We start from the raw sequence: 12,124 nt of genomic DNA on the forward strand, positions 1-12,124 counted from the left end.
TTGTAGCCAGGTTACGAAGCCTTCCAAGGCATTTAATAATTGGGTGTATTATTAAAATCCTTTTGATATGATTCTTTTTTACATGAAAAGGGATTAAAAATGTATTTTAAAAATGAAGCTTATTCCCATTTGACAACTACAAAACCGAGCTTGAATGATTTAAAAAATCAGTTTTCCAAGTTTACTCTGGACTGTGGTTTTTTCAGAGCCAACGCTAAAAGACAAATTGAAGGATTACAAAATAATTATGATGCGCTTATTCTATATTACGGAAAGATAATCGAAGAGACGAATAAGCAGATCGCAACAGATGCAGGAATCCTTAAAGAGGTAGAAGCATATGGAGAGGATGGAGATGCTTTACAGTCGAGAATAAAAAATGAACTCGGAAGACTTAATTCCTACCTTCAAGAAATACAATCCCAACTCGCCAAAACAACATCCCTCAAACGCTTATGCTCTTTAAATCCAGGCGAATTATTTGAAGAGGCAATAAAAAACAAATCTTCTGCATTACTCATTGCCCAAACTCCCGAACTCAGTGCCAAAATAACCAGTTCTCAATTCACGCAAATTACCCATAAAGATGCCGAAATTGTAAAATTACTGGCTTTAATTTTAATGAAACGTGAATATAGTTTTGCAACCCCCACTATTTTTGCTGAGTTAAAATTGCAGGCTCAAACCGAAGGGGATAAATTTTTTATTGCAGAAAAGGAAAACGAAGCAGTATCATATTTGTTGTTAAAAATTAAGCATTATCTGGATAAAAAAATCGCACAAGCCCTGCAAGAAAAAACTACCCCCTGGGCATTAGGATATTTTGGTTCCCGCCATAAATTAACAATTGGTGAAAAAAAAATATCTGTTCCCCAGGGAATTTATGAGTTAAAAAGACTATTAGATCACCCTGGTAACCATTTGCCCGTGGAAATCCTGAGCAAAATGCAAAATATGCTGCATAAGAAAAATATAGAAAATAAGGATGAATCCTTATTTACACAGTTTAAAAGATTGATAAGCTTACTTTTTGGTTATCGCCAATCCCAAGAGACGAGTAAAGAATATGAATATCTTGAGCAAGTCACTTTAGGAGGGCGAGCTATCCCTTGACAAAGCTGATGCATACCAAAACAATACTTGCACTTTGAAAAGGTTGTAGTGTGCCGCTTTTTCGGATTGAACTATTTTAATTCATAATCAGGACTCAACATGCAAATTACAAAAATTCTGGCCCGTGAAATTTTAGATTCTCGCGGTAATCCTACTGTTGAAGCAGATGTTATTTTAAAAAATGGAACTCTGGGTAGGGCCAGTGTTCCTTCTGGTGCGTCAACTGGAAGTCGTGAAGCGTGTGAACTACGTGATAATGATGCAAATCGTTATCATGGTAAGGGAGTTCAACAAGCTGTTGCCCGTGTCAATCAGGAAATTAATCAAGCATTACACCTTTTTTCTGTAGAAAATCAGGAAGCTTTGGATCATAGATTATGTCAATTAGATGGCACAGAAAATAAATCCCACCTCGGGGCGAATGCCATTCTTGCAGTATCGCTCGCCGCGGCCAGAGCTCGGGCAAGGGAGCATCAATTACCGCTTTATGCTGCCTTAAACCAGGGTGAAAAAATGAGCATGCCCGTGCCTATGATGAATATTTTAAATGGGGGGGCTCATGCAGATAATAATGTGGATATCCAAGAATTTATGATTATGCCTGTAGGTGCTGTGGATTTTCCATCTGCATTGCAAATGGGCGCTGAAATTTTTCATGGCTTAAAATCGGTTTTAAACAAACAAGGATTAAATACCGCAGTGGGTGATGAAGGAGGTTTTGCACCCAATATTAAATCCAACCGCCAAGCTCTGGACTTACTTTGTGAAGCAATTGAAAAAACGGGATATAAATTAGGTGATGAGATAGTACTCGCTCTGGATGTTGCCGCATCTGAATTGTATGATCAAGGCATGTATCATATGGCTTCAGAAAATCAAAAATTTTCTGCAGCACAACTGATTGATTACTATGATAACCTTGTTACAAGCTACCCTATCATAAGTATTGAAGATGGACTGGATGAAAAAGATTGGACTGGCTGGAAACAGTTGACTGCTCAATTAGGTGGAAAAATTCAATTAGTCGGTGATGATGTATTCGTTACCAATCCAAAAATCCTGCAAGAAGGCATTTCTCAAAAAATCGCCAATGCAATACTTATCAAAGTCAATCAAATTGGTACTTTAAGTGAAACCCGCCAAACGATGCAAATAGCCCATCAAAACGGATATCATTGTGTCATGTCTCATCGTTCAGGAGAAACAGAGGATACCTTTATCGCAGATCTTGCAGTTGCTACAGGCTGCGGTCAAATTAAAACCGGATCTTTGTGCCGCACAGATCGCATAGCAAAGTACAATCAACTGCTGCGAATTAATGAAATGGCTTCACTACCTTATGCCGGAAAATCTATATTAAAAAAATAAAAGTAAAGAATATTTCCTTGGGTGCAAAGCACCCAAACTCCTCCTAATTTTAATCCTCTGCAAAATGGATATTGGTGTTGTATTTGGTGCGATTGAGGCAAAAGCTGCTGCGAAATACTTTAATGTTCGCTTCATTGGCAAAAACTCTACGGGCAAATTCATTATAATGATTCATATCTGCCACATGAATAATAAGTAAATAATCGGTTTCTCCTGAGACAAAATAACATTGCTTGACTTCTTCTTGTTCTGCCATCTTGCGCTCAAAATGAGCCAATAAATCCTCTCTTTGCTTTTCTAAAGTAATATTTGCAAAAACGATAAGCCCACGGCCTGCTCTAAAAGGATCAACTAAAGAAACATCTTTTACAATGATCCCTTCATCACGTAATCGCTTTACCCGACGAAAACAAGGGGGGGCAGAAATTCCTACTTTTTCAGCAAGAGCGAGATTGGTAATTTGGTTGTCTTTTTGCAACAAGTTCAGGATTTTTCTATCAATTTTATCAAGGTGAGCCGGTTCATCTGCTTTTCTTGATGCACTTTTTTCGTCATACTTTTTCATATATTACCCTAAAGACCATATTTTTCATTATAAAACGAAATAAAACATCATTAAATTAAAAATTTATTTATTTTTATTTCATGGTAAATTCGCCCTCATGTAAAAGACTTAAAAGGAACCGTTTATGATAAGAACAGCAAAGGTGGGTGAAATAGGCCTGTTAAATCAACTCATTGAACAATCAGCATGGGAATTAAGCCAAGAAGACTATACGAAGGAAGAAATTGAAGGGGCTATTCAGTCTATTTTTGGGGTAGATAGAGAGCTTGTTATGGATCAAACCTACTATGTAATAGAAAAAGAAGGGGCTCTCGTGGCCTGTGGGGGATGGAGTAAACGAAAAACGCTTTTTGGAGGAGATCAGTGTAATTCACGCGAGCAAGGATTTTTAAACCCCAAAACAGACTATGCCAAAATAAGAGCTTTTTTCGTTCATCCAGACCATGCCCGACAAGGACTTGGAAAAATGCTTCTCGAATATTGTGAACAACAGGCTTGGCTCCAAGGATTTACAAAAATGGAAATGATGGCAACATTACCTGGTGTAAAACTCTATCATTCAGGAGGTTACCAGATGGTTGAGACAGAATATTTCATCCTTCCCAAAGGGAATAAGTTTAAGATGTTAAAAATGAGAAAAACGCTTAATAAATTGGATTGAAAAATGGGAGCGGGATGTCCTCTTCACCCTAATCAGATTCCAGCACAGCGAAAATAAATTGTGCTGTGCTGTGCTGTCCTGTTTTATCCTTATTTTTTGGTACGGTATTGGGGGATTTCCTTTGGATAACACCCTTTGATTGTACGAAAGAACTCAAGAATTTTTGGAAAATCAGTATCAATATCGCCCGTAGGCTGGAATTTCTCATGAATTCTCAGCTCCTTAGTTGCATAATCAGGTCCCACCATCACGATAGGCAAACCAGCCTGGCAGGCAATGTGATAAAAGCCCTCTTTCCATCGGGATACTGGTCCACGAGTCCCTTCAGGCGTAATTGCAAGTTTAAACTCATCACGGGAACGAAATATTTCCACTACTTGGTCTACAGTCTTGTTCTTTTTAGATCGATCAACTGGCGCTCCGCCCAAAGCCCTCAGGAGCAGGCCCAAAGGGAAGAAAAATAACTGGTTTTTTGCCAAAAAATTAATTTTTACCCCTACAGAAAAGCGCGCAAACAAACCCACAGCAAAATCCCAATTGCTGGTATGTGGAGCTACAACGACCATATATTTTTTATCTGGTGGCAATTCGCCAACTACTTTCCAACCAAACAGTTTTAAAATAAAACGACCTAACTTTTTCATAATCAAAATCAATAATTATTTTTTCTAGTATATACAAAATATTTTATTGATACACCATCCCGCATAATGAAAGTCGTTTCCTGGATAAGTGAATCACTTTAATGATAAAAAAATAGATAAAACCCTCCGGTAATTCAATATTTATACTAAAATAATATATATATAGGTGGAGCTATGGAGTGCCAAATGAATAAACAAGATCCTGCACTTAATTTTCCCAATCCACGCCTGCTGGCAACTGTTTATTATGGATTATTGTCTGTTGTGGGAACTATTCTTATCAATGGATTCCTCACCACAATTGGCATTCAGGAACTGGTTCCTTTACATATGGCAATTATTCTGGGAATGATCGTAGCTTCAGCAACAGGGGCTATCTTTGGGAAAAAAATTATCTATTGCCCAAGACCTTATAAGCGTAAAACTTTTCTATTGGGTTTTATAATGGTGTTGCTTTCTTTACCCTTTTTTGACTTGGGTCTCCTGATCTCTATGGATACCTCAAACAGCCAAGTGCTACCTGTACACAGTTTTTCTGATTTTGTTTATGCCTATTTGGTGATTTTGGGTTACAGTTATATTCTTTTTGGGTTCTTACTCGCCATTGCCTCCGGCCTGGCGTCAATCTATTTGCGAGGTCAATTCGTTTATCAAATCTTGCGAACTGACAGGCGAGACAGTCATAGCTTGCCACGATATGTCAGTGCTGCCGATAGGACAAAACCCAAAACTCGAACCAAAAAACCCGCACAAAAAACTCGTACTTTGCAGCGCAAAAAAACTTGAGTAAAATCGTTTTACTCTTAAACCCTCCAATTGTAGGTTGAATGTTTTGTCTACCGGGTTCGCAGACTACTCCCCCGACGTACAATTCATTACAATTGATCTGGATTTTATGCCGATGCATGCCTTCACTGACAAAGATCATCTTTTTCTTTTATTAACTCAAAAAACTACAGTGCTTACCCCCAACAACCGACTCAGTGAAGCACTGCTTCGGGATTATTTTGCCCAAAGCAAAAAATCAACGATTGAAAAACCGCCCTGCATGCCTTTTCGCGTAGCTCTCAGTAAAGCCTTTGAACAAATCCATGTGACAGGGGCGCATGCTAACCCCCCTATATTGTTAAATAGTGCTCAATGTAAGTATTTATGGCGAAAACTAATTCAGGCAGAATCCGAGATAACGTACAGTGAGGGTCTTCTTCAGTCCGTAATCAGTTCTTGGGAACACTGCCTGCAGTGGCAAATTGATTTAAATGATCCGGCCTTTGAGCACACAAGGCAAACGCGTCAATTCCAACGCTGGTGGCAATTTTTTGCGCAACAATTAAAATCACAAAACTTTATCACTGAACATGAGTTAATCCCCTATTTAATTCATGCGAATAGCTCCTTGTTTTCCCAAAATGTGGTGTGGGTTTGCTTTGATGATTTTACCCCTCAACAAATACTCTTACAGGAACATTTAACTCAAAAAGGCTTTAATCAATATCAATATGAGGTGGAGGAACGAAGCTCTCTAACTAAAGTATTGGCAGCTCAGGATAATAAAGAAGAATACCAGCAACTTATAGAATGGCTGCATTTAAAAATAAATGCGGGGAATCAGCATATCGGTGTGGTAGTACCGAATTTGGAGCAGGAATCTCCTTTCTTGCAGAGAACCCTGGCACATTATTTTGAACCCGCCGCTTTTAATGTTTCACTGGGACAATCCCTGAATGATTTTCCTTTGGTAGCCCACGCGTTATGCTGGCTTAACCTGGATGAGACCTATTTAAGCCAACACCAAGCCAGTTTGCTTCTCCAATCTCCCTATATCTTGGGCTCTAAAGAGGAATTCATCGCACGCTCTGAATGTTTGCAAGAGGAAACCTTACTGGAAAATTATTCGATTCCTGTGAACCGTTTTATTGACCATCTCGATAGTCGTGTTCCAAAACTCGCTGATTTACTGAGAAACCTAACCCCTTTTCCTCAAGAAGCTACGATTCAGGAATGGATTTATCTCTTTCAAAAACGTCTCAATACTCTTGGGTTCCCGGGAGACTATACTCTCAGCTCTGAAAACTATCAGTGCTTTAACCGATTTATATCTGTCTTTGACGAGCTTAGGCAATTTGCTTTACTAACCCAGGTCTTCAACAAAGCCGAGATACTTGAAATAGTACAAAATCTTACAAAAGATACTATTTTTCAACCTCAAAAAACAGGCGCACCGATTCAGGTTTGCGGGCTACTGGAGGCCTCAGGATGTGAGTTTGACAGTTTATGGATTATGGGATTAACGGATCAGTGTTTGCCGCAAAAGGTGCATCTATCGGCTTTTATCCCGCCCCATCTGCAACGTGAACTAGGCATGCCGCATAGTTCCCCAGTACGTGAACTGCAATTTGCTTACCGACTCTTGCAACGGTTACAAAAAAGTGCTGATTCTATCGTATTCAGCTATGCTCAGTTACAGGCCGACACCCCGAATTTACCTTGTTCCCTAATCATCGATTTCCCCCCATTGGAACGGTTACCAACCTCTTTTGAATTAAAAAAATTACCTGAATTAAGGATTGTAGAGGAATCCTTTCATGTTCCTTTATTAGCTGAGGAATCCATTCACGGAGGCACAGCGATTCTCTCCAATCAAGCTAAATGTCCTTTTAAAGCGTTTGCTGAACATAGGCTTCGTGCTAAACCTTCCCTGCAAACAACTGATGGATTGGATAATAAAAAAAGAGGGCAAATCATTCATGCGGTGATGGAACTTTTATGGCAAAAACTGGAAACCCAACACAAATTGCTGCATTCAGCTCCAGATGTCCTGGAACACTACATTGACGAGTCCATCAAAACAGCCCTCGAGCCCCTTAAAAAACAGTCTTGCGGATTACCGGATACAATTCAGGAATTAGAGTACATTCGCTTAAAGCGGCTGGTGCAGACATGTCTTGAATGGGAAAAACAAAGATCACCTTTTACAGTCACAGCTTTGGAGCATTCTTATTCTATCCCTGTGGCAGGCCTTGAATTTCAAGTCCGCGTAGATCGCCTGGATCAAGTCGAAGATAAAAAATGGGTGATTGATTATAAGAGCAGCCTTCCTCCCAGCAAACCCTGGAATGAAGACCGGCCTAAAGAATCCCAGTTGTTGCTTTATGCCCTTTTGGATGAGCAAATTAATACCCTCTTACTCCTGCAATTGAAATCAGGAAAAATTAGCTGCATGGGACTCAGTGAAGAAAAACAAACTGTCAGTGGAATTACCCATTTAAAAAAAGAAGAGGCATGGGCAGATTATCGAGAGATTTGGCAAAAGCAATTGACCGATTTATCTAGGGAATTCCAAGAGGGCTACTGTCCTCCCCAACCCGCTAATGCCTCTATTTGTCAACATTGTGATTTTCAAAATTTATGCCGTTTTCAGGTAGAAGAGTAGTATTTTCCATTAGGAGTTAAAAAATAAGGTTTTTTATTATGTTGAACGTGCATGAATTATGATATAAGACATAAAGTCCATTCAATGATATCAAAAAATTGAATGGCTATAATCCTTAGTTTTCATACGATAATAATATAACAAAGAGATGAATCATGCCTGTTAATCATAGTAAATTTGAACGGCGTTTAAACAAGTGTGACGAAGACTTACAAGCGCTTTGTGATCAGCAAAAACAGGATCAAAAAATCCAACAAAAAATTAATGCAGTAAAAGCTTATTATAACCTCTCCTACACCAAAGCAAGCACAGCAAAAACAGTAGAGGAAATTGTAACCCGCTATGAATCATTCGTAGAACAATTAACTCAGGTAAAAAATGGAACTTTGTCATCCCAAAAAGCAATGGAGGCAATAGGAAGTAATTCTGAATCAAGAAAACTTAAAGTTATATTTCATGATCTTGCCAAGGCCGCTGAAGCAATGTTCTATGCGGCTACAGCATTTTCCTTGTATGCTGGCATTTTCGGTATCGCCCTCCCCGTTCTCATTGTCCAACCTCTGTTGGGTGTGGCAGTAGGAATAACCATTGTTGGCGCAATGCTGGGTGCAGCTTATAAAGCATTGGCATGTCTCACAGAATTCCGCTCTATCAGCCGCCATGATACTGAATATAATAATGAATCGAGTTTAATTAAGTCGTTCAATTTCTTTAAACCAGAACTACAAAGAGATGCAACTCCAGTTGAAGAGGTTAATCTAGAGAGTTCCTGTTGTTTCTAACCCAGATTTTTCCAATAGTGGATCTTTACCCGAGTAGAGAAAATCAGAAGCATGAGGTTGTTCCATGCTTCTGCATCACTTTTCGCTGTGCCTATTGACCTCATTTTTTAAATGTCCCGATCACTCAAGAGTCGAACGTGACAATTGCGAAATTTAAGCAGATGTTTAATAATGACAAAATCACTGGACAAGGGAGTGAACATGTCACTCAAATTAATTAAAACAAGAATTCTCGGCTATGGTTTAATTACATGTTTGCTAAGCAGTTGTTTTCATCCGCCTTATAATAATTTTAAACCCGTACACCCTATGCCCAAAAGAGTGGTTACCGGCGCAGTTGTTGGAACTGCGGTAGGTGCTGCAACCACGGGTCATGTAGCTGGTGCTCTTGCAGGAACAGTAGTCGGCGGCACAGTGGGGGCCATTGTAGGGCTTAATAAAGCCAGCCGACGCAGCATTATCAAAGAATTAAACAAAGAAAATATCGAATACGTACAGTACGGGGATACGATGACTTTAATTGTACCTGTCGATAAATATTTTATGTTTGAAAGCCCTCGTCTTAATGAAGTGTGTTACCCAGGTCTTGAAAATATTGTAAGATTGTTAAAATTTTACCCGCTAAGTCCTGTTTATGTAGCAGGCTTTACCGATAATGTAGGTACGGACCGCCATAAAAAATTGATGTCTCAGGCCCAGGCAGAAACAATGCTTACCTTTCTATGGGCTAATAATATCCCCGCCCAACTGCTCAAGGCAGAAGGATATGGTGATAAGAATGATGTAGGTGATAATAATTTGATTCATGGCAGTGCATTTAATCGACGCATTGAGATCCAATGGTTCAATAGTTATGGTACTAAGACTTGTGCAACTTGTCCTGCTCCAGTACCATCACCAGTTGTTTATGCGACAAAGTAAGGCTAATTAATGCGTTCAAGATTTATTGGGGGAATTCTTTTAATCGTCGGCACTTCCATAGGCGGAGGCATGCTTGCCTTGCCTGTTGCCAATGCGGCTACCGGATTTTGGCAATCATCAATCTTTTTATTTCTTTGTTGGGTATTCATGACTTTAGGGGCATTTTTTATTCTGGAAGCCAACCTTTATTTACCCAGAGGCAAACATATGGTGTCCATGGCCCATGCTACTTTAGGGAATTATGGCTTACTTGCTGCCTGGATAAGTTATCTGTTTTTACTTTATACCTTACTTTCTGCCTATATTTCGGGGGGAGCTGACGTTTTAAATAGCCTGCTCTTTAAAATAGGATTGCATTTGGCAGATTGGCAAGCAAGTTTATTGTTTACGCTTATTTTTGGCCTGGTTGTTTATGGTGGAATTCGCTATGTGGATTATGTGAATCGCGGTCTGATGTTTGGTAAACTCGCAGTTTATTTTTTGTTGGTTCTTCTTATTGCTCCCCACATAGAAATACAACATTTGCATCATGGCAATATACAATATATTGGCGGTGCAATTATGATTTTAATTACTTCTTTTGGATTTGCCATCATTGTCCCCAATTTGAGAGATTATTTTGACGATGACGTGAAGCAGTTGAAAAGGGTAATTTTTATTGGTTCCTTAATTCCCTTATTCTGTTATTTGGCTTGGGATGCGGTGATTATGGGGGCTCTTCCTTCAGAGGGAAGTCAAAACCTTGAAAGCTTAATGCACAATCCGCGTACTACCAGTGCGCTGGCCAGTATGCTCTCGAACAAAGTGCAAAACACAACCATTAGCGCCCTATTTAATTTCTTTACTTCCATTTGCATGCTTACTGCATTTCTTGGTGTTTCTTTGTGCTTGTATAGCTTTCTTGCCGATGGTTTGAAATTACGCGAACGAGGGAGCCATGGGCTAGGGTTATTTTTACTCACTTTCGCCCCTCCGCTGCTCATCGTGACTTATTATCCTGGGGCGTACATCCACGCCTTAGGGTACGCCGGTATTTTTTGTATCATTTTGCTACTACTTTTACCGGCTTTAATGTGTTATTTTGGCAGGAGAAAACATCATTCTGTTTTTATCGTCCCAGGTGGTATTTGGACTCAAATTATTGTAGTCGCAGTTTCAATAGGGCTATTAATACATGAATTCTGGAATTTAGTGTAAATAAAATTGTGTAATCTACATTTTTAATTTTAATTTTTACATTCATTCCGCTACTCCCAGGTTACGAGATAATTGACTGCAAATGAATAACAAATTATCATATTGAATTATTTTTGCGCTATTTTGGATGAAATCTTATGATCAATTCAAAACTAATAGGTGGGATATTACTTATAGTAGGAACTTCAATAGGTGGAGGCATGCTTGCTTTACCTGTTTCTACAGCTGAAGTAGGTTTTAGCAATTCGATTTTCTTCCTGTTTTTTTGCTGGCTGGTGATGACCGCAGGAGCTTTATTAATCCTGGAAGTCAATCTACGCCTTCCGGCAGGCAGTAATATGATTTCGATGGCAAAGTCCACGTTAGGGTTGCCAGGTCAAATTATTGCCTGGATTACGTACTTGTTCTTACTCTACACCCTGCTCTCCGCCTACATTTCTGGCGGTAGCGATGTGTTCAATAGTTTATTGCATAAAATAAATATTGAATTACCCAACAGTGTGACCGCAATTTTATTTACACTTTTATTCAGTTTGATAGTTTATAAAGGAATTCGTTCCGTAGATTACGTGAATCGTGGTCTCATGTTCGGAAAATTAGGCATATACGTTTTACTGGTGGCAATTATTAGTCCCCATACCTCAACATTGGGTTTAACAGATGGTTCCGCACGTGCGTTTACCGGCACGTTAATGATCTTAATCACTTCATTCGGCTATGCAACGATAATACCCAGCTTACGCGATTATTTCGGAGATGATATACGCAGCCTTAGACGTGTTATTTTATTGGGGTCGCTTATTCCTCTTGGTTGTTACATTGTTTGGGATGCAGTTATTATGGGCGTTGTCTCTCGTGAAGGAGAGAATGGATTGCTTGCGCTTATGAATTCAGAGCATGCTACCAGCGGGTTGACTGAAGCGTTAAGCCAATCTGTTCATAATCAGTGGATTAGCGGTTTTTTTGGATTTTTCACTTCCATATGTATGCTCACTGCATTTTTAGGCGTTTCATTAGGGCTATTTGATTTTCTCGCTGACGGATTAAAATTGAAGAAATCCGGTAATCAGGGAAAATATACTTTGGCCTTAACTTTTCTTCCCCCATTGGGAGTCGTCCTGTTGAATCCCGGAATTTATTTGCAAGCCTTAAGCTATGCGGGTATTTGTTGCGTTATTTTATTGCTTTTGTTGCCTTCAGTTATGGCGTGGCGTGGACGTAAAGCATTAGTCACCAATGAAAGCCACCTCGTTCCTGGAGGTAATTCCAGCTTGGCCTTAATTGGTTTTATTGCTATGGGCTTGCTTATTATTGCTATCATCAATTAATTACCTTTGGCTCCTGAGGAATGCAAAGCAGAGCTCAGGAGAATACCGCTTATCCCTTCCTACTCTAACCCCAAACCGTTTTTTTCTTGAAAAGACGTTTTTACAGAAAAAA

General features: G+C 39.3%; 11 protein-coding genes. 9 read left to right on the forward strand and 2 right to left on the reverse strand.

The annotated features are described in order from the left end of the window. Positions 1–99: 99 nt before the first annotated feature. Both KYQ_RS11655 and eno read left to right on the forward strand, forming a co-directional pair. Positions 100–1,113 carry a hypothetical protein gene (locus KYQ_RS11655; protein WP_019350119.1) on the forward strand — a complete coding sequence of 338 codons (1,014 nt, stop codon included), beginning with the start codon at positions 100–102 and terminating at the stop codon, positions 1,111–1,113. 99 nt (positions 1,114–1,212) lie between these two features. Beyond that, the gene (gene eno, locus KYQ_RS11660; RefSeq protein ID WP_010654442.1) at positions 1,213–2,481 is read left to right on the forward strand and encodes a phosphopyruvate hydratase; all 1,269 of its coding nucleotides are present in this window, start codon (positions 1,213–1,215) and stop codon (positions 2,479–2,481) included. Between the two features lie 49 nt (positions 2,482–2,530). Here eno and KYQ_RS11665 read toward each other — a convergent pair whose 3' ends face one another. After that, entirely contained in the window at positions 2,531–3,046 is a 516-nt protein-coding gene (locus tag KYQ_RS11665; RefSeq protein ID WP_010654443.1) for an Lrp/AsnC family transcriptional regulator, read from the reverse strand. A 124-nt stretch (positions 3,047–3,170) separates the two neighbouring features. Here KYQ_RS11665 and KYQ_RS11670 point away from each other — a divergent pair, with 124 nt between their 5' ends. Further along, entirely contained in the window at positions 3,171–3,707 is a 537-nt protein-coding gene (locus tag KYQ_RS11670; protein ID WP_010654444.1) for a GNAT family N-acetyltransferase, read from the forward strand. 89 nt (positions 3,708–3,796) lie between these two features. On the opposite strand, the gene KYQ_RS11675 is transcribed toward KYQ_RS11670, so the two are convergent. Continuing rightward, positions 3,797–4,351: a 1-acyl-sn-glycerol-3-phosphate acyltransferase gene (locus KYQ_RS11675; RefSeq protein ID WP_010654445.1), complete on the reverse strand. Its 555-nt coding sequence runs from the start codon at positions 4,349–4,351 to the stop codon at positions 3,797–3,799. A 186-nt stretch (positions 4,352–4,537) separates the two neighbouring features. On the opposite strand from KYQ_RS11675, the gene KYQ_RS11680 reads away from it, so the two are divergent. From KYQ_RS11680 to KYQ_RS11705, 6 genes are all read left to right on the forward strand, one after another. Beyond that, positions 4,538–5,137, forward strand: coding sequence for a hypothetical protein (locus KYQ_RS11680; protein ID WP_010654446.1), 600 nt, complete (start codon positions 4,538–4,540; stop codon positions 5,135–5,137). A gap of 115 nt (positions 5,138–5,252) precedes the next feature. Then, positions 5,253–7,784 (forward strand): PD-(D/E)XK nuclease family protein, encoded by a 2,532-nt coding sequence (locus tag KYQ_RS11685; protein ID WP_010654447.1) that lies wholly within the window; start codon positions 5,253–5,255, stop codon positions 7,782–7,784. A gap of 155 nt (positions 7,785–7,939) precedes the next feature. Beyond that, on the forward strand, positions 7,940–8,566 hold the full coding sequence (locus tag KYQ_RS11690) for a DUF5638 domain-containing protein (protein WP_010654448.1): 627 nt from the start codon (positions 7,940–7,942) through the stop codon (positions 8,564–8,566). A gap of 201 nt (positions 8,567–8,767) precedes the next feature. Beyond that, the gene (cmpA, locus tag KYQ_RS11695; RefSeq protein WP_010654449.1) at positions 8,768–9,487 is read left to right on the forward strand and encodes a C-OmpA-like family protein CmpA; all 720 of its coding nucleotides are present in this window, start codon (positions 8,768–8,770) and stop codon (positions 9,485–9,487) included. A 9-nt stretch (positions 9,488–9,496) separates the two neighbouring features. Then, a complete protein-coding gene (locus KYQ_RS11700) occupies positions 9,497–10,684 on the forward strand; it encodes an amino acid permease (protein ID WP_010654450.1) in 1,188 nt (395 codons plus the stop codon). A 137-nt stretch (positions 10,685–10,821) separates the two neighbouring features. Next, positions 10,822–12,012 (forward strand): amino acid permease, encoded by a 1,191-nt coding sequence (locus tag KYQ_RS11705; RefSeq protein ID WP_010654451.1) that lies wholly within the window; start codon positions 10,822–10,824, stop codon positions 12,010–12,012. The last annotated feature ends 112 nt before the right edge of the window (positions 12,013–12,124 follow it).

Source organism: Fluoribacter dumoffii NY 23, from assembly GCF_000236165.1.
GTDB lineage: Bacteria > Pseudomonadota > Gammaproteobacteria > Legionellales > Legionellaceae > Legionella > Legionella dumoffii.

Bases quoted from the DNA above. Each gene is read 5' to 3' on its own strand.
- KYQ_RS11655 (WP_019350119.1), top strand. From the start codon at position 100: ATGTATTTTAAAAATGAAGCTTATTCCCATTTGACAACTACAAAACCG.
- eno (WP_010654442.1), top strand. From the start codon at position 1,213: ATGCAAATTACAAAAATTCTGGCCCGTGAAATTTTAGATTCTCGCGGT.
- KYQ_RS11665 (WP_010654443.1), bottom strand. From the start codon at position 3,046: ATGAAAAAGTATGACGAAAAAAGTGCATCAAGAAAAGCAGATGAACCG.
- KYQ_RS11670 (WP_010654444.1), top strand. From the start codon at position 3,171: ATGATAAGAACAGCAAAGGTGGGTGAAATAGGCCTGTTAAATCAACTC.
- KYQ_RS11675 (WP_010654445.1), bottom strand. From the start codon at position 4,351: ATGAAAAAGTTAGGTCGTTTTATTTTAAAACTGTTTGGTTGGAAAGTA.
- KYQ_RS11680 (WP_010654446.1), top strand. From the start codon at position 4,538: ATGAATAAACAAGATCCTGCACTTAATTTTCCCAATCCACGCCTGCTG.
- KYQ_RS11685 (WP_010654447.1), top strand. From the start codon at position 5,253: ATGCATGCCTTCACTGACAAAGATCATCTTTTTCTTTTATTAACTCAA.
- KYQ_RS11690 (WP_010654448.1), top strand. From the start codon at position 7,940: ATGCCTGTTAATCATAGTAAATTTGAACGGCGTTTAAACAAGTGTGAC.
- cmpA (WP_010654449.1), top strand. From the start codon at position 8,768: ATGTCACTCAAATTAATTAAAACAAGAATTCTCGGCTATGGTTTAATT.
- KYQ_RS11700 (WP_010654450.1), top strand. From the start codon at position 9,497: ATGCGTTCAAGATTTATTGGGGGAATTCTTTTAATCGTCGGCACTTCC.
- KYQ_RS11705 (WP_010654451.1), top strand. From the start codon at position 10,822: ATGATCAATTCAAAACTAATAGGTGGGATATTACTTATAGTAGGAACT.